Here is a 25982-nt window from a genome sequence, read left to right as displayed (position 1 = left end):
CGGCGGGCCGGAGGCCGGGCCGGACGGCGAAGCCGGTGCCGGTGGGCCGCAGGCCGGGTCGGCCGACGCGGCCGGGCCGCAGGCCCCCGGCGACGGCACGCCCGACGCCGGCGGGCCGGAGGCCGAGGTGGACGGCGAAGCCGGTGCCGGCGGGCCGCAGGCCCAGGGCGACGGGACGGCGGGGCACGGCGGGCCGGAGGTCGGCGGCGAAGTCGGGGGTGAGGGGGGTCCGGGGGCGGAGCCCCCGGTTTCGGGAAGGGGCGGGGTGGGGGAAAGCCCCGCAGGGCCGACCCCGGACGTCGAGGACGCCGACCCGGAAAGCGCAGGTGCGGAGGGCGAACCGGGCACCGAGTCCGCGGACGCGGGCGCGGCCAGTACGGAGACCGGCGCCGGAGGCGAAACGGCGGCGCCTGAGTTGAGCGAGGCGCAGGCCGAGCTGGCCGCGCAGAAGATCGAGCGCGAGCGCATCGCCCGGCGGAAGGCCGAGCGCGCCGGCCCGGTCGAGGCGGGCGCGAAGCTCAGCGGGAAGGCCGCCGACCTGCTGGCGGCCGTACGGGCCGTGGAGAGCGGCGCGAAGCCCCCGGCCGTGTACTTCGACGAGGCCGAGGCTCCGGCCGCGGCCGCCCCGCGCAAGGCGGCCCCCGCACCCGCCGGGCCCCCGCGGCCGGCCCCCGCACCCGCCGTCGCCACGGCCGAGGACGTGGACGCCGTACGGGCCGTGCTGGCCCGCGGCGGCGCCCCGGAGGCACTGGCCTCCCCCGCCGCCGCGGCCCTCGGCGATGGCGCCGCCGAGCAGCTCGCCGAGAACCCCTGGCGGCTGCTGGCCGTCGCCACCGTCCGCCCGGCCCAGGCCGACGGCTTCGCCCGCGCCCTGCTGGGCCCCGAGGCCGGTCCCGGGGACGAGCGCCGCACCACCGCCCTGGTGGGCTGGCTGCTGGCGCAGGCCGGGCTCAAGGGGCACACCGCCCTGGAGGCCCCGCTCCTGGAGAAGGCCCTGGTCCAGTACGGGGTGCCGGATCCCGCGGAGGCCCTGGAGCAGGCCATCGCCGAGGGCTCGGTCCTGGTCTTCCACGAGCCGCTGGGCCCGCCCCCGCAGGAGGAGGGCGAGGAGCAGCCGGTCCGCGTGCTCGTCGGCCTGGAGGGCTCCGCCATGGCCGAGGAGAGCCTGGCCGACGGCCTGGCCCGAGTGGCCAACACCTTCGAGGGCGCGGCCGACTGGGCCGAAGCCGCCGCCGCACACCGCACCGGCGCCGAGCTGATCCGCGCCGTCGCGGGCCACGGCCTGGTCGCCCACACCGGCGGCGAGGCCGCGCGCGCCGAACCCCTCGCCCTGCTGGCGGCGGCCCGCGAGCTCGGCCTGCGGGCCTGCCTCGCCGCGCACGCGCCCTCCCCGCAGGGCGCCACCGTCGCCGGCCTGCTGTCGGGCGCGGAGGGCCCCGGCCGGGACGCGGACGGGCAGTTCGCGCTGGACCTGCTGATCGTGCTGGACGCCCCGCAGCTGGACGTGGAGACGGCCGCCGCCCTGGTGGAGTCCGTCCCGGACGGGGCCCGGCTGGTGCTGTCCGGCGACCCCGGCGTGCTCGGATCGGCCGGTGCCGGGCGGGTGTTCGCCGATCTCCTCGCCGCCCGGGTCTGCCCCCAGGTGGTCTCCCGCGTCCCGGACCCGGGCCCCCTCGGCGAGCTCGTCTCCGGGATCGGCATCGGGGAGCTGGCCCAGGTCGACGCCCCGGGCAAGGAGGTCGTCATCGTCCCGGTGCGCGACGCCGGGGAAGCGGTGCACCGCGCCGTGCAGTTGGTGGCCGAGTCGGTGCCGCGGGCCTTCGGGATCCCGGCCGACAGCGTGCAGGTGATCACCCCGGGCCACGGGGGTTCGGCCGGGACCCGGGCGCTGAACGCCGCGCTCAAGGAGCGGCTGAATCCCGGCCCCGGCCGGTTCGGCGGCTTCGACCCCGGCGACCGGGTCGTGCACGTGCCCTCGCCCGGGCGGGCCCTGCCGGCCCGCGTGGTGTCGGCCGACGCGGCGGGCCTGCACCTGGACCGTGCGGGCGAGCGTGTCGTCGTACCGAAGGAGCTCGTGGAGTCGCAGGTGCGGCACGGCTGGGCGGTGACCGCGCACCAGGCCGTGGGCGGTCGCTGGCCCGCGGTGGTCGTCGTACTGCCGGGCGACGCGGCGCAGGCACTGTCCCGGGACTGGGTGTACACGGCGTTCGGACGTGCCGAGCGGCACCTCTCCGTGGTGCACGGCGTCGACCAGGCGCTGCCGCACGCGGTCGCCGAGGTGCTGCCGAAGCCGCGTACGACGCGCCTGACGGGGCTGCTGGCCTCCCTCGCGGCGGCATCGGCCGAGCAGCCGGAGTAACGGGAGCAGCCGGAACGGCCGGAGGCCGTGGCTCCGCCCTTCAGGGCGGGCCCGCGGCCTCCGGTCGGGATCGAGCGGGGATCAAGCCGGAGTCAGCCCGGGCTCCTCGTCCTCGTCGAACTCGTCGATCTCCTCGTCGAAGACTGAGCTGACGTCGAAGCGGTGCAGGACGTCCTCCGCGTCGGTGTGCCCGAACGGCGAGGCCAGCCACTCCCCCGGCTCCGCCATCTCCTCCGAGGCCGCGATCCAGAGCGTGGAGTCGCCCTCCTCCAGCCCGAACTCCTTGTAGCGGGAGGCGATCTCATCGGGCTCGTACTCCCCGAAGAGCACGCCCAGCGCGCCGGCCGTGCCGCCGTGGACGAGTTCGGCGTCGCGGTCGTGCGCGGCGACCCGTTCGGCCTGGGCGATCAGCCGCGGCGGTTCGACGACGGCGTAGTCGCGCCTGATGAGCACGCTGAACGCGGCGGGCTCGGCGGGGCCGCTGTACGGGACGCCGTCCTCGGGGGTGGGGATCTCGAACGGGGTGACCTCGTCGTAGCGGTCGTAGAGGAGTTCGTCGTACTCCTCGGCGGCGGCGGCGAGTTCGTTGAACGCGGCGTAGACCTCGGGGTCCTCGTCCCCGGTCCTGCCCTCGACGGCGGCGAGGTGACGGTCGAGGGCGGCCTTTACCGCCTCGGCGGCGGCACGTACCTCGGCAACAGTGGGCAGAGCGGCATCAGACATAGAGCAGACGCTATCCGTAGCAGGGCTCTGCCCGCACAATAGATGCGATGCCGGAATACGAATTTGTCGACGTGTACGTGCCTCGCGGGGTGCCCCGCAAGGAGGCGACCCGCCTGCTGACCGACCATGCCGAGTACGGGAACTGGGAGCTCGACCGGCTGACACTGCACCGGGACGGCAGCCGCCGTGTGCGACTGCGCCGCCGGATCATCCGCCAGGTCCGCGCGACCTGGTGACGCGGCGTGACGCGGGCCCCGGGAACGGGGCCCGCGTCCTGAACACCCGTCAAGCCGCGTTGCGGGCCCGCCGGTAGAGCACGGAGCCGGCCAACAGCAGCCCGCCGGCGAGCGGGAGCCCGGCCGTGAGGGCGTCACCGGCGCCGGTGGCGGCCAGGCCCGTCCCCGGGGGTGTGTCGGGGGTCGCTGAACCACCCGCTGCGGCACCACCGGTGGAGCTGCCGCCGCTCGGGGTGCCGGGCTGTCCCGGAGTGCCCGGCTGCCCGGGCGTACCGGGGTACCCGGGAGTGCCGGGGTGCCCCGGCTGGCCCGGCGTACCGGGGTTGCCGGGGAGGTGGCCCCCCGGCGTACCCGGATTGCCGGGCGTCCCCGGGTGACCGGGGTTCCCCGGCTGTCCGGGGTGGCCCGGCGTACCGGGGTTCCCCGGGTGGCCCGGCGTCCCCGGGTGCCCCGGCTCGTGGTCGTCGCACGGAGGCTCCCCCGGCCCGCCCGGGTGACCGGGTTGCCCCGGGTGCTCCGGCTTGCCCGGACCCGGCTTGCCGCCCTTGCCCGAGTCGTTGGAACAGTGGTTCCCGAAGGCCGGGTTGAGCAGCCCGATGACGGAGATGGTGTTGCCGCAGACGTTCACCGGTGCGTCCACGGGCGCCTGCACGTTGTTCCCGGACAGCACGCCCGGTGAGTTCCCGGCGTGCCCGGAGGCGCCGGAGTCCGCGTGCGCGTACCCCCCGCCCAGCGCGAGGACACCCCCCGCGGCAGCCATGGTGATCAGGGTCTTCCTGGTGGCCGGTGCCGGTCGTCGTCGCATCTGTACTCGTCCCCTGGTGTGTACGTTTCGGCCAGGCTCCCCTGCCTGTCGCGCCGAAGATGAGAGAAGAAGGGCCGGAAAGCCCGGTGGCCCCGGAGCGCTGGAATGCGCTCCGGGGCCCAAGACTTCAAACGGGTCAGGCGTTGACGCAGGTGTTGCCGAAGGCCGGGTTCAGCAGGCCGATGACGTTCACCGTGTTACCGCACACGTTGACCGGAACGTGGACGGGGACCTGGAGCACGTTGCCCGACAGGACACCCGGCGAACCGATGGCCGCGCCCTGGGCACCGGCATCGGCGTGGGCCAGGCCCGCACCCGCGAGAACCACAGCACCGGTGGCAGCCGCAGCGGCGACAACCTTCTTGATCATTGTTCCTCCTAGTAGCCAAATGCGGTCCCAGCCGCGGACCGCAACACCTGTAACGAGGAGGGATCACCGGGGCTACGAGCGTATGAGCGCATTCACTCTTCTCAGTGGAATCCGCACATCCTCCCGATTCTTCGCCGTCAGGCGTTGTCGATGAATCGGTCGAGCACCCGAACACCGAACTTCAGCCCGTCCACCGGCACCCGCTCGTCCACGCCGTGGAACATCCCGGCGAAGTCCAGCTCCGGCGGCAGCTGCAGCGGCGCGAAGCCGAAACAGCGGATGCCGAGGTCGTCGAAGGACTTGGCGTCCGTACCGCCGGAGAGCATGTACGGGACCGCGCGCGCGATGGGGTCCTCCGCGCGCAGGGCGCCCTGCATGGCGTCCACGAGCCGGCCGTCGAAGTCCGTCTCCAGGGCCTTGTCCCCGTGCACGTCCTCCCGCTTCACGCGCGGGCCGAGGATCCGGTCGAGGTCCGCGAAGAACTCGTCCTCGTAGCCGGGGAGGAAGCGGCCGTCGACGTGCGCGGTGGCCTGGCCGGGGATGACGTTGACCTTGTAGCCGGCGCCGAGCATGGTCGGGGCGGCGGAGTTGCGCAGCGTCGCGCCGACCATCTTGGCGATGCCGCCGAGCTTGGCGAGGGTGGCGTCCATGTCGTCCGGGTCCAGCGGGGTGCCGAGCGCGTCCGAGAGCTCGTCCAGGAAGCTCCGTACGGTCTTGGTCACGCGCACCGGCCACTGGTGGCGGCCGAGTCGGCCGACGGCCTCGCACAGCTCCGTGATCGCGTTGTCGTTGTTGGTCATGGAGCCGTGGCCCGCGGTGCCCTCCACCGTCAGGCGCATCCAGTGCATGCCCTTCTGGGCGGTCTCCACGAGGTACAGCCGCAGGTTCTCGTTCACGGTGAAGGAGAAGCCACCGACCTCGCCGATGGCCTCGGTGACCCCCTCGAAGAGCCCGGGGTGCTTGTCGACGAGGTGCCGGGCCCCGTAGATGCCGCCGGCCTCCTCGTCGGCGAGGAAGGCCAGCACGATGTCGCGCGGGGGCTTGCGGCCGCTGCGCATCCGGTCGCGCACGACGGCCAGCGTCATCGCGTCCATGTCCTTCATGTCGACGGCGCCGCGGCCCCACACGCAGCCGTCGGCGATCTCGCCCGCGAAGGGGTCGTACGTCCAGTCGGCGGCATTGGCCGGAACCACGTCGGTGTGCCCGTGGATCAGCAGCGCCGGCCGCGAGGGGTCCTCGCCCTCGATCCGGGCGACCGTGGAGGCGCGCCCCTTGTGCGACTCGAAGATCTGCGGCTCCAGGCCGACCTCGGCGAGCTTCTCGGCGACCCACTCCGCCGCTTTGCGCTCGCCGGGGCCGGAGTGGTCCCCGTAGTTGCTGGTGTCGATCCGGATGAGGTCCCGGCAGAGGTCGACGACCTCGTCCTCGCCGGAGACGGTCCTGCCCGCGCTCGACTCGCTCACGCTGCTTCCTCCCACTGATCAGTACCGAACTGCCCCCATCCTCCCGCTCCGGGCCGCTCTCCCCAAGGGAGATCCCCGGCCACCGGGGGGCGTGATCGAGGACCCCGGAATGTTTGGTAATGTTTTCCACGTCGGAACGGCCCGCGAGGGACGCGAGACAGACACCTTGTCCGGGTGGCGGAATGGCAGACGCGCTAGCTTGAGGTGCTAGTGCCCTTTATCGGGCGTGGGGGTTCAAGTCCCCCCTCGGACACAAGAGCGAGAACCCCACTTCGGTGGGGTTCTTTGCGTTGGGGCACTGCGGTGCTCCGCCCGTCGGGTGCGGCATCATTTCCCGTGACCGGCGGACGGGGGGAAGTGGCGTGGCGCACGACGGGCCGGGCAACAGCACGGTGATCGGTGGCCGTTACCGGCTTCAGGAGCGGCTGGGCCGCGGTGGCATGGGGACCGTCTGGCGGGCCGCCGACGAGCTGCTCGGGCGGCCGGTGGCCGTGAAGGAACTCCATGTCGACGCGGGTGCGCAGATCACGGGCGCCCTGCGGGAGGCGCGGGTCGTCGCGCAGATCAGGCATCCGCACGTCGTGGTGGTGCACGACGTCGTGGAGCACGAGGGGGTCCCCTGCATCGTCATGGAGCTGGTCGACGGCGGTTCGCTGGCCGACCGGCTGGCCGCCACGGGACCGCTGACGCCGGGCGAGGCGGCCCGGATCGGGCTTGATCTGCTCGGGGCCCTGGGCGCGGCGCACGAGCGCGGAGTGCTGCACCGGGACGTGAAACCGGCCAACGTCCTCGTCGAGGCGGGGACGGGCCGGGTGGTGCTGACCGATTTCGGGATCGCGCGGCTCGCCGGGGCGACGACGATCAGTGACACCGGGGCGTTCGTGGGGTCGCCCGAGTACACGTCGCCCGAGCGGATGCAGGGCGCGGAGGCCGGTCCCGCGGCCGATCTGTGGTCGCTCGGGGTGCTGCTGTGTACGGCGGTGACCGGGAAGTCCCCGTTCCACCGCGATTCGATCGGCGGGGTGCTGCACGCGGTCGTCTTCGACGAGATCCGTCCGCCCGCGCGGCTGGGGCCGCTCCTGCCCGTCGTGCGGGGGCTGCTGGAGCGCGATCCGGAGCGGCGGCTGGACGCGGCGGCGGCCGCGCGGCTGCTGGCCGCCTGCGCGGCGGAGGAAGGGAAAGGCGGGGCCGGGGCCGGGCCGGAGCCGGATGCGGTCGTCGCGTACTCGCCGACCGAGCGGGCCACGCGGCCGGACGGGCCGGTGCCGGCCCGGTCCGGGCGGCGCGGGGCGGCCGTGCGGGCGGGGCTGATCGCGGCTCTGGTCCTCGCGACGGCCGCGGGCACGGTGACGGCAACGCAACTGCTGGGGGACGGGCGGGCCTCGGGGAAGGGGGCCGCCGGTGCGACGGCGAGCAGCGCGGCCCCTTCATCCGTCGGCCCGTCGTCCGCCGGGTCCCGGGGACCGTCCGGCTCCGCGTCCGCGTCGGCTTCCGCCCCGGGCTCGGCTTCGGCCTCGCCGGGCGCCGTGCCCGCCGGGTCCGTGCGGCCCGCGCCGGCCGGCTACCAGGTGGTGTCCGATCCGCAGGGCTTCAGCCTGGCCGTACCGGCCGGCTTCCGGCGCTCGGCCGACGGACAGCGGGTGTTCTACTCGTCGCCGGACGGGGCCGTGCGCATCGGGATCAAGCTGACCGCGCCGGCGGCCGGCGGGCCGCTGGGCGTGATGCGGCGCGCCGACGCGAACGGCGCGGAGACGAACCCCGGTTTCCGGGAGAACAAGGTCGTGGCGACGACCCACGACGGGCTGCCGGCCGCCCTCTGGGAGTTCACCTGGGACGGTTTCACCCGCGCCGAGGGGGCCAGGCACACCTTCGACCTGTGCTGGGAGCAGGACGGGGCGCTGTACGACGTGTGGGTGTCGGCGCCGGTCGCCCGGGCCGGTGAGGCGCGCGGGTACTTCGACGCGGCGCTGGACTCCTTCGTGCCGGCGGGCCGGGGCTAGTGAGTGTGCGGGGGCCCCGCGTCCGGACCGGGTCCGGGCGCGGGGCCCCTCGTACGTCCTGCCGTGTCAGCGGCGTGCGGCGGCGATCTCGGCGACCCGGCGGCGGACCAGGTACCAGCCGCCGACCAGGGCGGCGCCGATGACGGGGACGAAGAGGACCGTGGTGCGGCCCACTCCCCCGTCGCACCACATCAGGATCAGGACGGTGACGAGGAAGGCCAGCGTGACGAGCTGGGTGTACGGGGCCCACGGGAGCCGGTAGGCGGGGCGTTCGACGCGGCCCTGCTGGGCGCGGCGCCAGAAGTGCAGCGAGCAGAGCATGACCATGGCCCAGGTGCCGAGGATGCCGAGCGAGGCGAAGTTGAGGACGATCTCGAAGGCTTCCTCGGGCATGTACTTGTTCAGGGCGACGCCGGCCAGGCCGAAGGCGGCGGTGAACAGGACGCCGCCGTAGGGGACCTTGCCCTTGTTCATGCGGGCGGTGAAGCGGGGCGCGGAGCCGGACATGGCCATGGAGCGCAGGATGCGGCCGGTGGAGTAGAGGCCGGAGTTCAGGCTGGAGAGGGCGGCGGTCAGGACGACCAGGTTCATGATGCCGGCGGCGCCGGGGACGCCGAGCTTGTCGAAGACGGTCACGAACGGGCTCTGGTCGGAGCTGTACTCGGTGTACGGGAGCAGCAGCGCGAGCAGGACCACGGAGCCGACGTAGAAGAGGCCCACGCGCCACATGATCGAGTTGATCGCCTTCGGCATGATCTTCTCGGGGTTCTCGGTCTCGCCGGCGGCGACTCCGCACAGCTCGACGGAGGCGTACGCGAAGACGACGCCCTGGATGACCAGGAGCATGGGGAGCATTCCGGCGGGGAAGATGCCGCCGTTGTCGGTGATGGTGGCCAGGCCGGGCGTGTGGCCGCCGATGTCGTGGCTGGTGGCGACGAGCCAGATGCCGACGATCAGGAAGACCACCAGGGCGGCGACCTTGACCAGGGAGAACCAGAACTCCATCTCGCCGAAGTACTTCACCGAGATCAGGTTCGCGGTGAGGACGACGGCGAGGGCGATGAGGGCGAGGACCCACTGGGGGACGTCGGTGAACATCGACCAGAAGTGGGCGTAGGTCGCGGCGGCCGTGATGTCGGCGACGGTGGTCGTGGACCAGTTCAGGAAGTACAGCCAGCCGGCGGTGTAGGCGCCCTTCTCCCCCATGAACTCGCGGGCGTAGGAGACGAAGGCTCCGGAGGAGGGGCGGTACAGGACGAGCTCGCCGAGGGCCCGGACGACGAAGAATGCGAAGACGCCGCACACCGCGTAGGCGATCGCGAGGGAGGGGCCGGCTCCGGCGAGGCGGCCGCCGGCGCCGAGGAACAGGCCGGTGCCTATCGCTCCGCCGATCGCGATCATGTTGATGTGGCGGGACTTGAGGTCCTTGCTGTAGCCCTCGTCGCCCGCGTCGACGTGGCGTGGGGACGGCGCGGCGGGGGCCTCGGCCAGGGTGCGGTCGGTCATGTACGACTTCGCCTTCGTGGGGTGGACAGGCAGGCCGGGCCGCCGGGCAGGGGAGCTGGGTGGTGTCCCCTGTACGACGGTCCGGGCGGTTTGGTCGCCCCAGGAGACCATGAGGGTCCGCCACCCGCCAAAATCGCACCCGTACGCACGGAAGCCCCCGACGACCTTGGAAAGGCTTGTCGGGGGCTTCGCGCACGCTGGAAAGCGAGGTATCGGGTCAGCGGCCGGGGGTGGCCTCCGACGCGGCCTGGTCGAGGCGGAAGGCCTCGTTCCCCAGGCCGATGCGGGCGTGCACCTCGGGGCGGCTGCGGCGCAGCACCAGTCCGTAGAGCAGGCCGGTGACGACGGCGGCGCCGATGATGCCGGGCAGGAGCAGGCTGAGGGCGGAGCCCTCCTCGGCGCCGACGAGGACGCCGAAGTCCTTGACGGTCCAGACGGCGATGGCGAGCAGGGCGAGGCCGGCGGCGCCGGCGGCGACGAGCCGCCAGATCTGGGCGCCGGCGGTGCCGCGGCGGACGAAGAAGGCGATGACGGCGAAGGAGGCGGCGGCCATGAGGAGGGTGATGCCGAGGGCGCCGACGCTGCCCATCCAGGTGAAGAGGTGGAGGACGGGCGCGGTGGGGTCGCCGGCCGGCATGTCGTCGGTGACGGCGAAGGCGGTCACGACGAGCACGGAGACGGCGGTCTGCAGGAGCGAGCCGGTGCCGGGGGCGCCGGTCCCGGCGTTGGTGCGGCCGAAGGCGGCCGGGAGCAGGCCCTCGCGGCCCATGGCGAAGGCGTAGCGGGCGACGACGTTGTGGAAGCTGAGCATGGCCGCGAACATGCCGGTCACGAACAGGACGTGCAGGACGTCGGTGAAGGTGGTGCCGAGGCGGTCGCCGGTGAGCTGGAAGAGGAGGCCGGGGCCGGCCTCGGCGGAGGTCTTGACGACTTCGGAGGGGCCGGTGGCGACGGTGAGGGCCCAGGCGCTGAGGGCGAAGAAGAGGGCGACGAATCCGACGGCGAGGAACATCACGCGGGAGACGACGATGTGCGGCCTGCTGGTCTCCTCCGCGTAGACCGGGGACTGCTCGAAGCCGACGAAGGCGGCGATGCAGAAGCAGAGGGCGGTGCCGAGGCCGGCTCCGCCGAGGGTCTCGGGGTTGAAGGCGTGGAGCGAGAGGCCTTCGGCGCCGGGTTCGGCGAGGGCGGACACGTCGAAGATCACGACGAGGGCGCACTCGATGAGGAGGAGGACGCCGAGCACCTTGGCGTTGAGGTCGATCTTGAGCCAGCCGAGGGCGCCGGTGAGCGCGACCGCCGCCAGGGCGGGGATCCACCAGGCGAGTTCGACCTTCAAGTAGGTGGCGAAGAGGCCGGACACCTCGAAGCCGAGGATGCCGTACACGCCGACCTGCATGGCGCTGTAGGCGACGAGGGCGACGAGGGAGGCGCCGGCGCCCGCGGTGGGGCCGAGGCCGCGGGCGATGTACGCGTAGAAGGCGCCGGCGTTGTGGACGTGCCGGCTCATCTCGGCATAGCCGATGCTGAAGAGCGCGAGGACGACGCCGAGGATGACGAAGAGCAGGGGCTGGCCGACGATGCCCATGACCCCGAAGGTCGTGGGCATGACACCCGCGACGACCATCAGGGGTGCGCTGGCGGCGAGTACGGAGAGCAGCAGGCCGGCGGTGCCGAGGCGGTCGGCGCGCAGGGCGCGGTCCGTCCCCTTGTAGGTTCTTATCTCGGCCGGGTCCTGGAGCGTGCTGGAGCTGCCCGTCGGCATGGCGGGTTCCTTTCGGGGGTGATGGGGGACGTCAGGCGGTGCCGAGCGCGGCGCCGCGCGCGGCGAGGAAGGCCTTGTGCGGGTCCCGGTCCGGATAGGACCAGGGGGCGGGGGTCGCATGGCTCCCGATGCGGTGGAAGAGCGCGGCGGCCTCGGCGGGGCGGCCCTCGCACAGCTTGGCGTGGGCGAGGAAGTTGAGGTCGACCCGGTTGCGGGGGTGGTCGTCCCGTTCCCATTCCAGCCACCAGTCGAAGGCGGAGCGCAGCACCGTGCGCGCCCGGCGGCCGGACCAGTGCTGGGTGGCGCTGCTGAAGGTGTGGCCGTGCGTGGCGGCGAGCACCCGGTAGCGCTCGGCGTGCGCGATGACGGGGAGGACGGCGAGCGGGGAGTCGGCCGGGGCCTCCTCGGCGGCCCAGGCCGCGAAGTCGTAGACCTCGTGGAGCGGGTCGTGGCCGACGCCGGGGGCGCGTTCGGCGAGCTTGGCGACCATCAGGTGGTGGGCGTGGTGGTGCTCGCGGTGGCGGGCCCGGACCTGGTCGAAGTGGCGGCTGAACTCCTCCTCGGTGCCGAAGACCCGGGAGAGCAGGAGCAGCCCGAGCCAGGGGGTGGGGTCGGCCGGGAGCAGGGCGGCGGCACGCCGGCAGGCCTCCTCGGCGACGGCCGGGGTGCCCTTGCGGCGCAGGGCCCGGAACACGGCGGCGCAGGCGAGGAGGGTGGCCGCGTCGGCGCTGCCGGGTTCGGCGAGCAGCCATTCGCGGGCCCAGGCGGTGGCCGCGGGGGTCTCGGCGAGGACGACGACGCGATGGCCGCGGCGGTCCCAGTCGTCCCCCGTGCCGACGAGGAGGGAGCGGGCCTTGGCCCAGCGGCCCTGGGTGAACTGGGTGCGCACGTCCACGAGTTCGGCGTCGCAGAGGGCGGGGTCGAAAAGCTGGGCGTCCCGCTTGCGGGTGCGGCCGAGGGGCGGCGGAGGCGGGGACATCCGCGGGTTTCCCTCCAGGACGCGGGCGGTCGGGGGATCACGCCGGTGAGCGAACCGGTGATCACGCACAGCAAAGCGGTAGGCCCGGCTCCGAGTCAAGGTCCAGTCCAGTGCGTGGCGTGTTTCAACTGCTTTGTTCACAGTGGCAGTTGGGGTGGATGTGCCGGTTCGGGGACGTCCGTACCGTCCGGCCGTAGGGTGGGCCCATGACGAACTTCGACGATCTCCCGCCGTACGAGCTGGCGTTCCCGGGGCCGCTGCGCGACAAGCTGGTCGCAGCCGTCCTGAGCGGGGCGAAGACGGCGACGACGGGGCTGCTCGCGGGGTACGAGGCGGAGGGCGAGCCGCTGCCGGAGCCGGGGCAGCGGAGGGCGCTGCTGGATTCCACCGGGTGTCCTGTGGCCGTCCTGGAGGTAACGGACGTACGGGTCGTCCGGCTCGGCGAGGTGGACCTGGCGCACGCGCTGGCGGAAGGCGAGGGGTACGCCTCGGTGGCCGAATGGCGCACCTCGCACGAGAGGTTCTGGCACGGGGCGCGGTCGCGCGAGTTCCTCGGCGATCCGGGGTTCACGGTCGGCGACGACACGCCGGTCGTGACGGAGCGGTTCCGCCTCGTGGAGACCGCCGCCGGGAACTAGGGCGAGCCGCCGCCGGGGCCGGGTGGGCGGTGGGGCGCCCCCGCAGGGCGTCGAACTGGGCCGCCCTCCGCCCTCCGGCCCCTGGAAACGTTCGACGCCCGAGGAGGCGCCCCGCCGACCGCCCGGCCCCGGCGGCCGCCTGCGTGCGGGCCGCTGCGCGGGGCCCGTCCCCCACCCCGCCCCTTCCCGACGCACCGAATATGCGGCTCCGCCGCGTGGGGGCTCCGCCCCAGACCCCGGTCCTCAAACGCCGGACGGGCTGGAGGGTGGGGGCAGGCGGCTGCCCCCGCGACGGCGTTCCGTCAGCCGAGCGCGCTCGCCGCGGCGCGGCCCGCCGTGCGGCCCGAGAAGAGGCAGCCGCCCAGGAAGGTGCCCTCCAGGGCCCGGTAGCCGTGGACCCCGCCGCCGCCGAAGCCGGCCGCCTCGCCCGCCGCGTAGACCCCGGGGAGGGGTTCGCCGGAGGCGGTCAGGACGCGTGAGGAGAGGTCGGTCTGGAGGCCGCCCAGGGACTTGCGGGTCAGGATCGAGAGGCGTACCGCGATCAGCGGCCCCGCCTTGGGGTCCAGGATCCGGTGCGGCGCGGCCGTGCGGATCAGCTTGTCGCCGAGGTACTTGCGGGCCCCGTGGATCGCCATGACCTGGAGGTCCTTGGTGAAGGGGTTGGCGATCTCCCGGTCGCGGGCCACGATCTGGTCGCGTACGACGGCCTCGTCGAGGAGGTCCTCCTTGGTGACCGCGTTCATCCCGCGCACCAGCGCGGACAGGTCCCGCTCGACCACGAAGTCCGCGCCGTTGTCCATGAAGGCCTTGACCGGTCCGGGGACCGCCTGCCGGGCGCGGTCGATGACGTCGCGGACCGACTTGCCCGTCAGGTCCGGGTTCTGTTCGGAGCCGGAGAGGCCGAACTCCTTGCCGATGATGCGCTGGTTGAGCACGAACCACGTGTGGTCGTGGCCGGTCTTCATGATGTGGTCGAGGGTGCCGAGCGTGTCGAAGCCCGGGAAGAGCGGTACGGGCAGCCGCTTGCCCGTCGCGTCCAGCCAGAGGGAGGACGGGCCGGGCAGGATGCGGATGCCGTGCCGGGACCAGATCGGGTTCCAGTTCTCGATGCCCTCGGTGTAGTGCCACATCCGGTCCTTGTTGACGTGGCTGGCGCCCGCCGCCTCGGCGATGCCGAGCATCAGGCCGTCCACGTGCGCCGGGACCCCGGAGAGCATCCGGGCCGGCGGGGTGCCGAGCCGGGCGGGCCACTGGGCGCGCACCAGGTCGTGGTTGCCTCCGATGCCGCCGCTGGTCACGATCACGGCCTGGGCGCGGAAGGAGAACTCCCCCGTGCTCTCGCGGCTGCTCGCGGTGCCCCGTACGGCGTCGGAGGGCTCCAGGACCTCGCCCGTCACCGTGTCCACCGCGCCGGCCGTACGGGAGAGGCCGGTGACCCGGTGGCGGAACTTCAGCTGGACCAGCCCGCGGGCCACCCCGGCCCGGACCCGCCGCTCGAAGGGCTCGACCAGGCCGGGGCCGGTGCCCCAGGTGATGTGGAAGCGGGGGACGGAGTTGCCGTGGCCGTTGGCGTCGTAGCCGCCGCGCTCCGCCCAGCCGACGACGGGGAAGAAGCGGACCCCCTGCCGGTGCAGCCAGGAGCGCTTCTCGCCGGCCGCGAAGTCCACGTACGCCTCGGCCCAGCGGCGGGCCCACACGTCCTCCTCCTCGCGGTCGAAGCCGGCGGTGCCCATCCAGTCCTGGAGGGCGAGGTCGCGGCTGTCCTTGATCCGCATCCGGCGCTGTTCGGGCGAGTCCACGAAGAAGAGGCCGCCGAAGGACCAGTGCGCCTGGCCCCCGATGGACTGCTCCGGCTCCTGGTCGAGCAGGATGACCTTGCGGCCCGCGTCGACGAGCTCCGCGGTTGCCGCGAGGCCCGCGAGCCCGGCTCCGATCACGATCACGTCTGCGTCGTACGTCATGCGTGTACCCGTCCTCCGTCGGTGGTGGGGCAGATCCTTGGCTACGGAGCGGTAACCAGTCAACAGCGGTGGTTGGATGACCGGTGTGAGCGCTGCTGATGAAGTACTGGACGTGGTGGACCGGGACGACCGGGTCGTCGGGCAGGCCCCGCGCGGCGAGGTGTACGCGCGGGGGCTGATCCACCGCTGCGTGTTCGTGCGGGCCAGGGACGCGGAGGGGCGGATCTTCGTGCACCGGCGGACCGCGTCGAAGCTCGTCTTCCCCTCGTACTACGACATGTTCGTCGGCGGGGTGCTGGGCGCCGGCGAGAGCTACGAGGAGGCCGCGCTGCGCGAGGCCGAGGAGGAGCTGGGCGTACGCGGGCTGCCGCGGCCGGAGCCGCTGTTCAAGTTCCTCTACGAGGGCCCGGGCGGGGCCTGGTGGTCGTACGTGCACGAGGTGCGCTGCGAGGCGGCCGTGCGGCCGCAGGAATCCGAGGTCGCCTGGCACGCCTTCCTGACGGACGAGGAGCTGGCCCTGCGGGTGGCCTCGGACGACTGGCCGTGGGTGCCGGACGGGCTGGAGGCGCACCGGCGGCTGGAGGAGTACCGGCGTAGATTGGGCCCGTGATCGACTTCGTCAAGGACGTGCGCCTCTGGTTCGCACCCTCGCGGCTGAGGGACGAGGGCGAGACCCCCGACTACCGCTTCTCGCTGGCCAACGAGCGGACCTTCCTGGCCTGGATCCGTACCGCTCTGGCCCTGGTGGGCGGCGGTTTCGCGGTGGACCAGTTCCTGCCCGACCTGCGGTGGGGGGTGCGGGTCGGGATGGCCTTCGCGCTGCTCGCGGTGGGCGCGGCGTGCGCGCTGCGGGCGGTGAACCACTGGGTGCGGTGCGAGCGGGCGATGCGGCGGGGCGAGGACCTGCCGGTCTCGCCGTTCCCGGTGGTGCTGAGCCTGGGGGTGGGGCTGGTGGCGGTGGCGATGGTAGTGGTCGTGCTGCTGGGCTGGACCTCGGGGCGGTGAGTGCGTGAGCGCGTACGGCGAGGGCCGCGACGCGGGCCTCCAGCCGGAGCGGACCCGGCTCGCGTGGCGGCGTACGACGCTGGCCTCCACGGTCGTGGCGGTGCTGGCCCTGCGGCAGGCGCTGCGCGGGTCCGGCGCACCGGCGGAGGTGGCGGGGGCGGCGGTGATCGCGCTCGTCTGGCTGCTGTTCCTGTGGGTGGCGCACCGGCGGATCCGGGCGCTGGCGGCGGAGCGGCCGCGGGTGCTCGACCCGCGGGGGGCGCTGGCGGCGGTGGCGTGCACGGTGGCGCTCGCGGTGTTCGCGATGACCGTGATCGTCTGACCGGCGGTCGGATGATCCGGCTTCTTCGCGCCACTACGACACAACGGGCGATACCGGTCGATCCCCACTAGCCTCGGCGCCATGACGACCACGCACCAGGAACACGCCACGCACGCGCACACGCACGGCGCCGACTGCGGCCACCGGGCGGTCGCGCACGGCGACCACGTCGACTACGCGCACGACGGCCACCTGCACCGGGAGCACTCCGGGCACTGGGACGAGTGCGAGACCCCGGGGCACACCACCCACGACGGCCACACCCACGCGCACGGAGCGGACTGCGGGCACGAGTCTGTGCCGCACGGGGACCACGTCGACTACCTGCACGACGGCCACCGGCACGCCGAGCACGACGGCCACTACGACGACCACTGACCGGGGCCCCCGGCGGGCGGACCGTCGGCCCGGCGGCCGGGAGCGGGACCCGCCCTCCCCCGGCGCCGCGGCGGCTGGCAGGATGCGAGGCGCCTGTCAACGCGCCCCGGGGAGACCGCAGATGACCGTCGACGCTCCGTACCTCGTCCAGCCCGCGCCGGGCGTGTACGCCTATGTGCAGCCGGACGGCGGCTGGTGCCTCAACAACGCCGGTTTCGTGAGCGACGGCGGCCGCACCCTTCTCGTCGACACCGCCGCCACCGAGCGGCGCGCCCTCGCCCTGCGCGAGGCGGTGGTGTCGGCCGGGGTGCCGCTCCCCCGCACCGTGGTGAACACCCACCACCACGGCGACCACACCTACGGCAACGGCGTGTTCGCGCCCGAGGCGCTGATCCTCGGGCACGACAACGCGCGGGCCGAACAGCTCGCCGCCGGGCACCAGCTGGAGATGATCTGGCCCGCCACGGACTTCGGCGCGATATCCATCACCGCTCCCGACCTGACGTACAGCGACCGCACGACCGTGCACGTCGGCGACACGGAGGCGCGGGTCGTCCACCCCGGCGTCGCGCACACCACCGGGGACTCGATCGTGTGGCTGCCCCGGCAGCGGGTGGTGTTCACCGGCGACCTGGTGTTCGCCGGGGGGACCCCGTTCCTGGCGATGGGCTCCCTGGCCGGCTCGCTGCGGGCGCTGGAGCTGCTGCGGTCGCTGGACGCCGAGACGGTGGTGCCGGGACACGGCCCGCTGACCGACCCCTCGGCCTACGACTCCACGGAACGCTATCTGCGGTACGTGGCCGAACTCGCCCGGGAGGGCCGGGACAAGGGGCTGACCCCGCTGGAGACGGCCCGGCAGGCCGACCTCGGCGAGTTCGCCGCCTGGCGCGAGAGCGAGCGGCTGGTGGCGAACCTGCACCGGGCGTACGCGGAACTGGCCGGGGAGCCGGAAGGGGCCCCGCTCGACATCCTGGCCGTGCTCAGGGACATGACGGTGATGAACGGCGGGACGCCGATCCTCTGCCACGCCTGATCCGCTCGCGCGGGGCGGCCGGGGGAGTTCTTTCGGCCGCACTCTGGACGGCATACCGACTGGTCGGCATGATGGCTCGGGAAACCCGGACACACGGATACCCGTCGCCGACTCCGCACGGAGGTGCGCAGCATGACGTCAGCATCGGCCTCAGCGCCAGCCGATCCGCGAGGCCTCGATCTGGAGCGGCTGCGCGGTCATCTCGACCGGGCCCGGCCGGGACTCGTGGCCGGGGCGCTGCGCGGCCGGCTGATCGAGGGCGGCCGCTCGAACCTCACGTACGAGGTCACGGACGGGGCCGCCCGCTGGGTGGTGCGCCGGCCCCCGCTCGGCCACGTGCTGGCCACCGCGCACGACATGCGGCGCGAGCACCGGGTCATCGCCGCGCTGCACGGCACGGCCGTGCCGGTGCCCGAGCCGCTGCTGCTGTGTGAGGACGAGTCCGTGCTCGGGGCGCCGTTCTACGTGATGGAGTACGTGGACGGCGTGCCCTACCGGACGGCCGGACAGCTTGCCGCGATCGGCCCCGAGCGCACCCGGCGCGCGGTGCTGGGCCTGGTCGACACCCTGGTCGAGCTGCACGCCGTGGATCCGGAGGCGGTGGGGCTGGGCGACTTCGGCCGGCCGGAGGGCTTCCTGGACCGGCAGCTGCGCCGCTGGGGCAAGCAGCTCGCGGCCTCGCGGGGGCGGGAGCTCGCCGGGATCGACGAGCTGCACGGCGCGCTCGGGCGGGCGCTGCCCGACTCCCCCGCGCCGGCCGTGGTGCACGGGGACTTCCGGCTGGACAACGTACTGATCGGCGGTCCGGACGACACGATCCGGGCGGTGCTGGACTGGGAGATGTCCACGCTCGGGGATCCGCTGACCGACCTCGGGCTGCTGGTGATGTACAGCTCGGACCTGGGGCTGGCCGAGTCCCCGGTCAGTACGACGAGCGGGGCACCGGGGCATCCGGCGCCCGCCGAGCTGATCGAGCGGTACGCCGCCCGCTCCGGCCGGGACACCGGGGCGATCGCCTGGTACACGGCCTTCGCCTGGTTCAAGCTCGCGGTGATCCTCGAAGGCATCCACTACCGCTACACGCTCGGGCAGACCGTCGGGGCGGGCTTCGACCGGATCGGCGAGCTGGTGCCGGTCTTCATCGAGCACGGACTGACCACCCTGCAAGAACTCCAGGAAGGCTGAGGAGCCGATCAGCATGGACTTCGCATTCGACGCCCGGACCGAGGAACTCCGTGAGCGGCTGCTCGCGTTCATGGAGGAGTACGTCTACCCGGCGGAGCCCGTCGCCGCCGGGCAGCGCGCGCGGCTGGCCTCGCCCTGGGACACCCCGGCCGTGTTCGGTGAACTGAAGGCCGAGGCGCGCCGCCAGGGGCTGTGGAACCTTTTCTTTGTAGACCAGCACAGCCTGCCGGACGCGGAGCACGGCGCCGGGCTCACGAACCTCCAGTACGCGCCGCTCGCCGAGATCACCGGCCGCAGCCCGCACCTGGCGCCGATGGCGACCAACTGCGCGGCTCCGGACACCGGGAACATGGAGCTGCTCGCGCAGTTCGGGAACGAGGAGCAGAAGAAGCAGTGGCTGGAGCCGCTGCTGGCCGGGGAGATCCGGTCCGCCTTCGCGATGACCGAGCCCGAGGTGGCCTCCTCGGACGCGACGAACATCGAGACCCGGATCGAGCGCGTGGGTGACGAGTACGTGGTCACCGGGCGCAAGTGGTTCATCTCCGGGGCGATGAACCCGGATTGCCGGATCTTCATCGTGATGGGCAAGACCGATCCGGAGGGCGCCGATCCGCGCCGCCAGCAGTCGATGATCCTGGTCCCGCGGGACACGCCGGGCGTGGAGGTGCGCCGCGCGATGACGGTGTACGGGTACGAGGACCACGACCACGGCGGGCACGCCGAGGTGGTCTTCGACGGGGTGCGGGTGCCGGCGGCGAACCTGATCGGCGAGGAGGGCAGCGGCTTCGCCATCGCCCAGGCCCGGCTCGGCCCGGGCCGCATCCACCACTGCATGCGGCTGATCGGCATGGCGGAGCGGGCCATCGAGTTGATGTGCCGGCGCGCGGTTTCGCGTACCGCCTTCGGCAAGCCGCTGGCCGCGCAGGGCGTCGTGCAGAACTGGATCGCGGACGCCCGGGTGACGGTGGAGCAGCTGCGGCTGCTGGTGCTGAAGACGGCCTGGCTGATGGACACGGTCGGGAACCGGGGCGCGCACACGGAGATCCAGGCGATCAAGATCGCGACGCCGCGGGCGGTGGTGCGGATCCTGGACGACGCGGTGCAGCTGCACGGCGCGGGCGGGGTGAGCCAGGACACGCCGCTGGCGGAGCTGTGGGCGGCGGCGCGGACGCTGCGGCTGGCGGACGGGCCGGACGAGGTGCACCAGCGGTCGCTGGCGCGGCGGGAGCTTCAGCGGTACCGCTAGCCTCCCGGCGGGGTCGGGTCGGGACGGGGCTGCGGCCGGCCGGGCGTCGGACCCCGGCAGCGGATCCAGCCCCGCCGGCGCTTGAGGCGCGCTTTCAGCCCCGCCGGCGCTTGAGGCGCCCTTTCAGCCCGTCCGGCGTTTGAGGACCGGGGGTCTGGGGGCGGAGCCCGCAGTTTCGGGAAGGGGCGGGGTGGGGGACAGCTCCGCGCAGCGGCCCCCACCCCCGGCCCGCACACAGGGGGCCGCCGGGGACGGGCGCGCGCCGGGGCACCTCCTCGGACGTCGAACGTTTCCAGGGGTCGGAGGGCCGAGGGGGGTTGTGCTCGACGCCCTGCGGGGGCGCCCCACCGCACACCCGACCCCGGCGGGGCGGGCCTTCTGGCCTCGGATAGTGGACTTTTGGTGGTCCAGGCCGGGCGGGCCGTCCGATATGTTCGGGTCATCCCCCAGTGAAGGTGTACCTCGTCATGCCCAGCTCCGCCCTGGCCGCCCCTCCGCAGGCCACACACCCCGCGACCGCGCCGCCGGCACCGGCGCCGGCCAACCCCGGGCCGCTCGGCTTGGCCGCGTTCGCGCTGACCACCTTCGTGCTCAGCCTGTTCAATTCGGGCCTGATCGAGAACGCGGCCCTCAGCGCCGTCGTGCTGCCGGTCGCGCTGTTCTACGGCGGGCTCGCGCAGTTCGTCGCCGGTGTGATGGAGTTCCGCCGCGGCAACACCTTCGGGACCACCGCGTTCGTCTCGTACGGATCCTTTTGGATGTCGTTCGCGGGCTACGTGAAGTTCGTCGTCCCGACGCTGCCGGCGGACCAGGCGCACGTCGCCACGGGCTGGTTCCTCGTGGCCTGGTTCGTGTTCACCGCCTACATGTCCGTCGCGGCCATGAAGCTGGACCTCGCGCACCGGCTGCTGTTCGCGGTGCTGGCCCTGACCTTCCTCTTCCTGGCGCTGGGCGACCTCTCCGAGGTCACCGCCCTCGGCCGGGTCGGCGGCTTCCTCGGACTGCTGTGCGCCGGCATCGCCTGGTACGTCTCCTTCGCCGGGGTGGCCGAGGAGACCTGGGGCCGCAAGGTCCTCCCTAGGCCGCGACCGTGGCGATGACCTCGTCCAATACTTCGCGGGAGCGGACGAGATCGCCGATCAGCCGGTCGATCCGCTCCCGCTCGGCGTTGAGTTCGGCCACCAGCGCCGGGGTGGTGCGGACCGTCGGGCCGCCGTCCTCGTCCCGCAGGCAGGGCAGGATCCGCGCGATCTTCGCACTGTTCAGGCCGGCCGCATAGAGTTCCTGGATGCGGATCACCCGGTCCACGGCCCGCTCCGGGAAGTCCCGGTGGCCGCCGGGCGTCCGGTCGGAGGCCAGCAGGCCCTGGGTCTCGTAGTAGCGCAGCGAACGCTCACCGACACCGGTCCGCGCCGCCAGTTCCCCGATCCGCATGCTCCACCCCTGGTGTTGAATCTGACACTGGTGTCAGGTTCTACGGTACCGGCATGAAGATCACACAGCAGGAATCCGCCGCATCCCGACTCTTCGAATCCGCCCGCCTCGGCGGCCTGGACCTCCCCAACCGCCTGGTGATGGCGCCGCTGACGCGCAACCGCGCCGGGGCCGACGGGGTCCCCGGCGAGCTCATGGCCACGTACTACGCACAGCGCGCCTCGGCCGGGCTGATCATCGCCGAGGCCACCACTCCGAACGCCGTCGGCCGGACCTACCCGCACATCCCGGGCATCCACACCCCCGCCCAGGCCGCCGGGTGGCGCCGGGTCACCGAGGCCGTGCGCGAAGCGGGCGGGCGGATGTTCGTCCAGATCCAGCACGGCGGCCGGGTCGGCCACCCCGACACCGGCGGGCAGGTCCCGCTCGCCCCCTCCCCGGTGCCGTTCCCCGAGCCGATGCAGACCCCCGGCGGGCTCCAGGACGCCGTGACGCCGCGCGAGATGACGGCCGAGGACATCCGGGCCACGATCGCCGACTTCGCGAGCGCCGCCCGGGCCGCCGTCGAGGCGGGCTTCGCCGGGGTGGAGGTGCACTCCGCCAACGGGTACCTGCTCCACCAGTTCCTCTCGCGGAACACCAACCTGCGCACCGACGAGTGGGGCAGTTCGGTGGAGGGGCGCGTCCGCTTCACCGTCGAGGTGGTGCGGGCCGTCGCCGAGGCCATCGGGCCGGAGCGGGTCGGCGTACGGATCTCGCCCGGGGTGAACGTCAACGGCGTCGAGGAGGGCGACACCGAGGAGATCTACCCGGTGCTGGTCAGGGCCCTCGCGGAGATCGGGCCGGTCTACCTGCACCAGGTCCACGCGAACCCGGACCTGCCCCTCTTCGCGGAGATCCGCAAGGCGTGGCCCGGCACGCTGATCGCCAACCCGGTGACCTCCCGCGAAGAGGTCGTGGCCGACGGCGGCAAGCTGCGGGGCGAACGCCTGCTGGCCGCGGGCGCCGATCTGATCGCGCTGGGCAGGGGCTTCCTCGCCAACCCCGATTTCGTGGAGCGGCTGCGCACGGGCGCGCCGCTCAACGAGCTCCGCCCCGAGTTCCTGATGCACGTGCACGGCGCGGAGGGTTACACCGACTACCCCGTGCTCGACGGGACGCTCCCTACGGACGCAGTGCGCGCAGCAGCAGGTCCGCGAGGTGATCGGCGACCTGCTGCGGTGTGAGCGGGCCGTCCGCCCGGTACCAGGTCGACAGGTGGTGTACGGACCCGAAGTGGTAGTCCACCACCAGGTCGGCGGGGGTGGCGGTGGAGAACACGCCCGTGCGCTGGCCCTCCTCGATCAGCGCCCGGAACCGCTCGTGGTAGCGCCGGCGCTCCGCCCGGACCTGCTTGAACTTCTCCGGGCTGAGCTGGTGCATCGACCGGAAGAAGATCATCGCGTCGTCGAGGTTCTCGATGGTGGTGACCACCACGTCGGCCGCGGCGGCGCGCAGCCGGTCCTCGACGGGGGCGTCGGATTCGGCCACGGCGTCGAGGCGCTGCTGCTGGAGGCGCAGCATGCGCGCGTACACCTCGTGCAGCAGGTCGTCCTTGGAACCGAAGTAGTGGTAGAGGGCGCCCTTGGTGACCCCGGCCGCCTCGACGATCTCCTGGACGGAGGTACGGTCGTAGCCGCGCTCGGCGAACAGCCGGGTGGCGACGGCCAGCAGCCGCTGCGGTACCGGCGCTTCGTGCGTGCCCTCGGGCTCCGTCGTCTTGGCAGCCGCCATGGCGCTGACCTTCCCTTCGCTGTACTTCGTACGACCGTCCGACTCTTTTCAGCCGCGGTCGCGCAGTTCCCGTCGCAGGATCTTGCCACTGGTCGTCTTCGGAAGGACAGGCAGGATCTCCACCTGGCGCGGGTACTTGTACGCGGCCAGGCGCTCGGCGCAGTGGGCGGCGAGTTCCTCCGGCTCGGCCGAGGCCCCGGGGCGCAGGCTCACGTACGCCTTCACGCTCTCCCCGCGGTAGGGGTCGGGGACGCCGACGACGGCCGCCTCGCGGACGGCGGGGTGGGTGTAGAGCACGTCCTCGACCTCGCGCGGCCAGACCTTGAAGCCGGAGGCGTTGATCATGTCCTTCTTGCGGTCGACGACGTAGAGCCAGCCGTCGGGGTCCATGAACCCGACGTCCCCGGTGCGCAGTTCGCCGTCCGGGAAGGCCGTGGCGGTGTCGGCGGGCAGCCCCCAGTAGCCGGGAACGACCTGGGGGCCGCGGACGGCTATCTCCCCGGTCTCGCCGAACGGGACCTCGGCGCCCTGCTCGTCCAGGACGCGGACGACGGTGTCGGCTCCGGGCAGGCCCACGGAGAGGGTGCCGGAGGCCGGGTCGACGGGGGCTTCGAGGTGTGCGGGCACGGAGGCGGAGGCGGCGGTGGTCTCGGTGAGGCCGTAGCCGTTGCGGAGGTAGAACCCGAAGGTGTCGCGCAGGCGGTCGACGAGCGCGGGCGGAAGGGGGGCGCCGCCGGAGGAGACCACCTGGAAGGAGGCGAAGTGGTCCGGGGTGACGGCGGGGTGGGCGGCCAGGGCCATGAAGGCGGTGGCGGGACCGACGGTGTAGGCGGGGCGGTGCTCGAGGAAGGCGTCGAGGACGGTTCCGGCGTCGAAGCGGTGGGCGAGGGCGAGGGTGCCGGCGTTGGCGAAGCAGGCGGAGAGCTCGCAGACCATGCCGGTGATGTGGAAGAGGGGCGCGAGGGCGAAGTAGGTGGCGCCCTCGGGGAGGGGGTGGCCGGTGACCTGGCGGACGGCGTTGTGGGTGAGCGCGCCGTGCGGGTTCATCGCACCCTTGGGGGTGCCGCTGGTGCCGGAGGTGTAGCTGATGAGGGCGGTGTCGGCGGCGGTGAGCCGCGGGTCGGCCGGAGCGGGGTGGCCCTGCCGGGCCACGGTGAGCATGTCGGCCACCTCCGGGCCGCCCGACCCGGCCGCTGCCGCGGGCTTCCCGCCCTGCCCGGGCACTGCCGCGGGCATCCCGCCAGGCGCGGGAACGGCTTCGGCCGCAGGCCGGGCAACGGTGGCGCCTTCGGACGCAGGCCCGGCGCCGGGGGTGGGCGAACCCGGTCCCGCCGGCGCTCGATCGACGCCCAGCCCGGCCGGCGTCCGGGCAACCGCCAGCCCCGCCGGCGTTTGAGGCGCGGGGGCCTGGGGGCGGAGCCCCCGGTCGTTGGGAGCCGCGTCGGCGTTTGAGGCGGGAACGGTGGAAGGGCGGGGAGGGGACGGCTCCGCGCAGCGGGAACCCGCGGCGGGCCCGGGGAAGACCCGGGGGTCGTTCCGGGTCTGGAAGTCCTGGTCCCGCGCGGTCAGGACGACCCGCACGCCACTCCCCCGCACCGCCTCCCGGACGTACCCCTCCCACGCACCGGCCTCGCACACCAGCCCGCCCGCCCCCGAGTCGCGCAGGATGTGCCCGAGCTCGCCGGACTTGTACATCGGGTTGAGCGGGACGACCACCGCCCCGGCCTTCCACGCGCCGAGGACGGCGAGCACGAAGTGCGGGGTGTTCTGGAGCATGACCGCGACCCGGTCCCCGCGGCGGATCCCCCGCGCGGCGAGGTGGCCGGCGACCGAGTCGGAGAGCGCGTCGGCGTGCGCGTAGCCGATCCGGCCGTCGAAGTAGGCCAGCGCGGTGCGCTCGGGGGCCCGGGCGGCGGCCGCCCGGAAGGCGTGCAGCACGGTGGGCGGCGGCGCGAGCGGCGCTCGCTGGGCCGGGCTGAGCAGCGCGAGCCAGGGCTTGGCCGCGTACGGGGAGGTCACGGGGTTTCCCATTTCCGCTGGAGGTGGTTCATGCCGCCCAGCCAGCGGTCCGGGTCGGTGGCCCGGGCGGCGTAGAAGTCGGCCACCTCGGGGTGCGGGAGGATCAAGAACCGGCCCTTCTCCATGCCGTCGAACAGCGCGTCCGCGACCGCGTCCGGCTCGATCGCGGTCGGCGCGAGGACGAGTTCGCCCGCCGAGCCCGCGGCGGTCAGCATGTCGGTGCGCACTCCCTGCGGGCAAATGGCGTGGACCTGCACACCGCGGTGGCGGTAGGTCAGCGAGAGCCATTCGGCGAAGGCGAGCGCCCCGTGCTTGGTGACACTGTACGGGGCCGCTCCGATCATGGTCAGCAGCCCTGCGGCCGAGACGGTGGACACGAAGCGGCCGCTCCCCCGCTCCAGCCACTGGGGCAGCAGCAGCCGGGCCGCGCGGACGTGTGCCATGACGTTGGTGTCCCAGGCCGCCCCCCAGACGGCCTCGTCGGCGAACGCGTCTCCGCCGGAGGCGAGTCCGGCGTTGGCGCAGTAGACGTCGACCGTCCCGCCCAGCGCTTCCCGGGCCTCGGCGACGATCTCCGAGGCGTCGCCGGGTACCGCGATCGCCCGGGCGCCGATCTCCCCGGCCACCGCGGCCGCCTTGGCGGGGTCGAGGTCGTTGACCACCACCGTGGCGCCCTCGGCGGCGAAGCGGTGGGCGAGGGCGGCGCCGATGCCGCCGCCCGCGCCGGTGACGACGACTCGCTGGTCCTGGTACGCGCTCACGGGAACACCCTTCGGGGGACG

The 25982-nt window shown here is 73.5% G+C and carries 25 protein-coding genes and 1 tRNA gene; 14 read left to right on the top strand and 12 right to left on the bottom strand.

Features of this window, described 5'->3' with window-relative positions; translation table 11 throughout:
- Window positions 1-265: 265 nt before the first annotated feature.
- A complete protein-coding gene (locus AB0O21_RS29795; RefSeq protein WP_365175961.1) occupies window positions 266-2359 on the top strand; it encodes an ATP-binding domain-containing protein in 2094 nt (697 codons plus the stop codon).
- An 81-nt stretch (window positions 2360-2440) separates the two neighbouring features.
- Here AB0O21_RS29795 and AB0O21_RS29790 read toward each other — a convergent pair whose 3' ends face one another.
- Window positions 2441-3082 (bottom strand): hypothetical protein, encoded by a 642-nt coding sequence (locus tag AB0O21_RS29790; RefSeq protein WP_365175946.1) that lies wholly within the window; start codon window positions 3080-3082, stop codon window positions 2441-2443.
- 47 nt (window positions 3083-3129) lie between these two features.
- Here AB0O21_RS29790 and AB0O21_RS29785 point away from each other — a divergent pair, with 47 nt between their 5' ends.
- Window positions 3130-3318: a DUF5703 family protein gene (locus AB0O21_RS29785; RefSeq protein ID WP_031146791.1), complete on the top strand. Its 189-nt coding sequence runs from the start codon at window positions 3130-3132 to the stop codon at window positions 3316-3318.
- 49 nt (window positions 3319-3367) lie between these two features.
- On the opposite strand, the gene AB0O21_RS29780 is transcribed toward AB0O21_RS29785, so the two are convergent.
- The 3 genes from AB0O21_RS29780 to AB0O21_RS29770 all read right to left on the bottom strand — a co-directional run bounded on the left by AB0O21_RS29780 (window position 3368) and on the right by AB0O21_RS29770 (window position 5956).
- Window positions 3368-4123, bottom strand: coding sequence for a chaplin family protein (locus AB0O21_RS29780; protein WP_365175945.1), 756 nt, complete (start codon window positions 4121-4123; stop codon window positions 3368-3370).
- A gap of 136 nt (window positions 4124-4259) precedes the next feature.
- Window positions 4260-4493 carry a chaplin gene (locus AB0O21_RS29775; protein WP_329387502.1) on the bottom strand — a complete coding sequence of 78 codons (234 nt, stop codon included), beginning with the start codon at window positions 4491-4493 and terminating at the stop codon, window positions 4260-4262.
- 137 nt (window positions 4494-4630) lie between these two features.
- Window positions 4631-5956: a M20/M25/M40 family metallo-hydrolase gene (locus AB0O21_RS29770; protein WP_365175944.1), complete on the bottom strand. Its 1326-nt coding sequence runs from the start codon at window positions 5954-5956 to the stop codon at window positions 4631-4633.
- A gap of 168 nt (window positions 5957-6124) precedes the next feature.
- Here AB0O21_RS29770 and AB0O21_RS29765 point away from each other — a divergent pair.
- Window positions 6125-6209: transfer RNA gene (locus AB0O21_RS29765), tRNA-Leu, on the top strand.
- Between the two features lie 109 nt (window positions 6210-6318).
- Entirely contained in the window at window positions 6319-7956 is a 1638-nt protein-coding gene (locus AB0O21_RS29760) for a serine/threonine-protein kinase (protein ID WP_365175943.1), read from the top strand.
- Between the two features lie 66 nt (window positions 7957-8022).
- On the opposite strand, the gene AB0O21_RS29755 is transcribed toward AB0O21_RS29760, so the two are convergent.
- The 3 genes from AB0O21_RS29755 to AB0O21_RS29745 form a co-directional block, all read right to left on the bottom strand.
- Window positions 8023-9462: an amino acid permease gene (locus tag AB0O21_RS29755; protein ID WP_365175942.1), complete on the bottom strand. Its 1440-nt coding sequence runs from the start codon at window positions 9460-9462 to the stop codon at window positions 8023-8025.
- A 217-nt stretch (window positions 9463-9679) separates the two neighbouring features.
- Complete coding sequence (locus AB0O21_RS29750; RefSeq protein WP_365175941.1) at window positions 9680-11227, bottom strand: APC family permease; 1548 nt, start codon at window positions 11225-11227, stop codon at window positions 9680-9682.
- A 31-nt stretch (window positions 11228-11258) separates the two neighbouring features.
- Window positions 11259-12206, bottom strand: coding sequence for a hypothetical protein (locus AB0O21_RS29745; protein WP_365175940.1), 948 nt, complete (start codon window positions 12204-12206; stop codon window positions 11259-11261).
- Window positions 12207-12412: 206 nt separating this feature from the next.
- Here AB0O21_RS29745 and AB0O21_RS29740 point away from each other — a divergent pair, with 206 nt between their 5' ends.
- Complete coding sequence (locus AB0O21_RS29740) at window positions 12413-12844, top strand: ASCH domain-containing protein (protein WP_365175939.1); 432 nt, start codon at window positions 12413-12415, stop codon at window positions 12842-12844.
- 302 nt (window positions 12845-13146) lie between these two features.
- Here the strand turns inward: AB0O21_RS29740 and AB0O21_RS29735 are convergent, their stop codons facing one another.
- Window positions 13147-14805 carry an FAD-binding dehydrogenase gene (locus AB0O21_RS29735; RefSeq protein WP_365175938.1) on the bottom strand — a complete coding sequence of 553 codons (1659 nt, stop codon included), beginning with the start codon at window positions 14803-14805 and terminating at the stop codon, window positions 13147-13149.
- A gap of 85 nt (window positions 14806-14890) precedes the next feature.
- Here AB0O21_RS29735 and AB0O21_RS29730 point away from each other — a divergent pair, with 85 nt between their 5' ends.
- The 8 genes from AB0O21_RS29730 (at window position 14891) to AB0O21_RS29695 (ending at window position 21074) form a co-directional block, all read left to right on the top strand.
- Entirely contained in the window at window positions 14891-15415 is a 525-nt protein-coding gene (locus AB0O21_RS29730) for an NUDIX domain-containing protein (RefSeq protein ID WP_365175937.1), read from the top strand.
- Window positions 15412-15810 (top strand): DUF202 domain-containing protein, encoded by a 399-nt coding sequence (locus tag AB0O21_RS29725; protein WP_365175936.1) that lies wholly within the window; start codon window positions 15412-15414, stop codon window positions 15808-15810. The genes AB0O21_RS29730 and AB0O21_RS29725 overlap by 4 nt, the downstream gene beginning before the upstream one ends.
- A gap of 4 nt (window positions 15811-15814) precedes the next feature.
- Window positions 15815-16132 (top strand): DUF202 domain-containing protein, encoded by a 318-nt coding sequence (locus AB0O21_RS29720; RefSeq protein WP_365175935.1) that lies wholly within the window; start codon window positions 15815-15817, stop codon window positions 16130-16132.
- Window positions 16133-16213: 81 nt separating this feature from the next.
- Window positions 16214-16510 (top strand): hypothetical protein, encoded by a 297-nt coding sequence (locus tag AB0O21_RS29715; protein ID WP_365175934.1) that lies wholly within the window; start codon window positions 16214-16216, stop codon window positions 16508-16510.
- 121 nt (window positions 16511-16631) lie between these two features.
- On the top strand, window positions 16632-17543 hold the full coding sequence (locus tag AB0O21_RS29710) for an MBL fold metallo-hydrolase (protein ID WP_365175933.1): 912 nt from the start codon (window positions 16632-16634) through the stop codon (window positions 17541-17543).
- Between the two features lie 132 nt (window positions 17544-17675).
- The gene (locus AB0O21_RS29705) at window positions 17676-18728 is read left to right on the top strand and encodes a phosphotransferase family protein (protein WP_365175932.1); all 1053 of its coding nucleotides are present in this window, start codon (window positions 17676-17678) and stop codon (window positions 18726-18728) included.
- A 13-nt stretch (window positions 18729-18741) separates the two neighbouring features.
- Entirely contained in the window at window positions 18742-19974 is a 1233-nt protein-coding gene (locus AB0O21_RS29700) for an acyl-CoA dehydrogenase family protein (protein WP_365175931.1), read from the top strand.
- A 467-nt stretch (window positions 19975-20441) separates the two neighbouring features.
- The gene (locus AB0O21_RS29695) at window positions 20442-21074 is read left to right on the top strand and encodes an acetate uptake transporter (protein ID WP_365175930.1); all 633 of its coding nucleotides are present in this window, start codon (window positions 20442-20444) and stop codon (window positions 21072-21074) included.
- Here the strand turns inward: AB0O21_RS29695 and AB0O21_RS29690 are convergent.
- On the bottom strand, window positions 21052-21408 hold the full coding sequence (locus tag AB0O21_RS29690; protein ID WP_365175929.1) for a MerR family transcriptional regulator: 357 nt from the start codon (window positions 21406-21408) through the stop codon (window positions 21052-21054). The two genes, AB0O21_RS29695 and AB0O21_RS29690, sit on opposite strands and share 23 nt — an antisense overlap.
- 53 nt (window positions 21409-21461) lie before the next feature.
- Between AB0O21_RS29690 and AB0O21_RS29685 the strand changes: the two genes are divergently transcribed.
- Window positions 21462-22634 carry an alkene reductase gene (locus AB0O21_RS29685; protein WP_365175928.1) on the top strand — a complete coding sequence of 391 codons (1173 nt, stop codon included), beginning with the start codon at window positions 21462-21464 and terminating at the stop codon, window positions 22632-22634.
- Here the strand turns inward: AB0O21_RS29685 and AB0O21_RS29680 are convergent.
- The 3 genes from AB0O21_RS29680 to AB0O21_RS29670 are packed head-to-tail and all read right to left on the bottom strand — an operon-like array spanning window position 22573 to window position 25961.
- The gene (locus AB0O21_RS29680; RefSeq protein ID WP_365175927.1) at window positions 22573-23181 is read right to left on the bottom strand and encodes a TetR/AcrR family transcriptional regulator; all 609 of its coding nucleotides are present in this window, start codon (window positions 23179-23181) and stop codon (window positions 22573-22575) included. The two genes, AB0O21_RS29685 and AB0O21_RS29680, sit on opposite strands and share 62 nt — an antisense overlap.
- Window positions 23182-23229: 48 nt before the next feature.
- The gene (locus AB0O21_RS29675) at window positions 23230-25212 is read right to left on the bottom strand and encodes an AMP-binding protein (protein WP_365175926.1); all 1983 of its coding nucleotides are present in this window, start codon (window positions 25210-25212) and stop codon (window positions 23230-23232) included.
- A complete protein-coding gene (locus AB0O21_RS29670) occupies window positions 25197-25961 on the bottom strand; it encodes an SDR family NAD(P)-dependent oxidoreductase (protein ID WP_365175925.1) in 765 nt (254 codons plus the stop codon). Before AB0O21_RS29670 ends, AB0O21_RS29675 begins: the two co-directional genes overlap by 16 nt.
- Window positions 25962-25982 lie beyond the last annotated feature (21 nt).

This window comes from Streptomyces sp. NPDC091371 (assembly GCF_040684275.1).
In the GTDB taxonomy this organism is placed as follows: domain Bacteria; phylum Actinomycetota; class Actinomycetes; order Streptomycetales; family Streptomycetaceae; genus Streptomyces.
Note: the sequence above shows the minus strand (reverse complement) of the source record. Positions and strands in the feature narration are given on the sequence as shown.

Bases quoted from the DNA above. Each gene is read 5' to 3' on its own strand.
- AB0O21_RS29790 (WP_365175946.1), bottom strand. From the start codon at position 3,082: ATGTCTGATGCCGCTCTGCCCACTGTTGCCGAGGTACGTGCCGCCGCC.
- AB0O21_RS29785 (WP_031146791.1), top strand. From the start codon at position 3,130: ATGCCGGAATACGAATTTGTCGACGTGTACGTGCCTCGCGGGGTGCCC.
- AB0O21_RS29780 (WP_365175945.1), bottom strand. From the start codon at position 4,123: ATGCGACGACGACCGGCACCGGCCACCAGGAAGACCCTGATCACCATG.
- AB0O21_RS29775 (WP_329387502.1), bottom strand. From the start codon at position 4,493: ATGATCAAGAAGGTTGTCGCCGCTGCGGCTGCCACCGGTGCTGTGGTT.
- AB0O21_RS29755 (WP_365175942.1), bottom strand. From the start codon at position 9,462: ATGACCGACCGCACCCTGGCCGAGGCCCCCGCCGCGCCGTCCCCACGC.
- AB0O21_RS29750 (WP_365175941.1), bottom strand. From the start codon at position 11,227: ATGCCGACGGGCAGCTCCAGCACGCTCCAGGACCCGGCCGAGATAAGA.
- AB0O21_RS29745 (WP_365175940.1), bottom strand. From the start codon at position 12,206: ATGTCCCCGCCTCCGCCGCCCCTCGGCCGCACCCGCAAGCGGGACGCC.
- AB0O21_RS29740 (WP_365175939.1), top strand. From the start codon at position 12,413: ATGACGAACTTCGACGATCTCCCGCCGTACGAGCTGGCGTTCCCGGGG.
- AB0O21_RS29735 (WP_365175938.1), bottom strand. From the start codon at position 14,805: ATGACGTACGACGCAGACGTGATCGTGATCGGAGCCGGGCTCGCGGGC.
- AB0O21_RS29715 (WP_365175934.1), top strand. From the start codon at position 16,214: ATGACGACCACGCACCAGGAACACGCCACGCACGCGCACACGCACGGC.
- AB0O21_RS29710 (WP_365175933.1), top strand. From the start codon at position 16,632: ATGACCGTCGACGCTCCGTACCTCGTCCAGCCCGCGCCGGGCGTGTAC.
- AB0O21_RS29705 (WP_365175932.1), top strand. From the start codon at position 17,676: ATGACGTCAGCATCGGCCTCAGCGCCAGCCGATCCGCGAGGCCTCGAT.
- AB0O21_RS29700 (WP_365175931.1), top strand. From the start codon at position 18,742: ATGGACTTCGCATTCGACGCCCGGACCGAGGAACTCCGTGAGCGGCTG.
- AB0O21_RS29695 (WP_365175930.1), top strand. From the start codon at position 20,442: ATGCCCAGCTCCGCCCTGGCCGCCCCTCCGCAGGCCACACACCCCGCG.
- AB0O21_RS29690 (WP_365175929.1), bottom strand. From the start codon at position 21,408: ATGCGGATCGGGGAACTGGCGGCGCGGACCGGTGTCGGTGAGCGTTCG.
- AB0O21_RS29685 (WP_365175928.1), top strand. From the start codon at position 21,462: ATGAAGATCACACAGCAGGAATCCGCCGCATCCCGACTCTTCGAATCC.
- AB0O21_RS29680 (WP_365175927.1), bottom strand. From the start codon at position 23,181: ATGGCGGCTGCCAAGACGACGGAGCCCGAGGGCACGCACGAAGCGCCG.
- AB0O21_RS29675 (WP_365175926.1), bottom strand. From the start codon at position 25,212: ATGGGAAACCCCGTGACCTCCCCGTACGCGGCCAAGCCCTGGCTCGCG.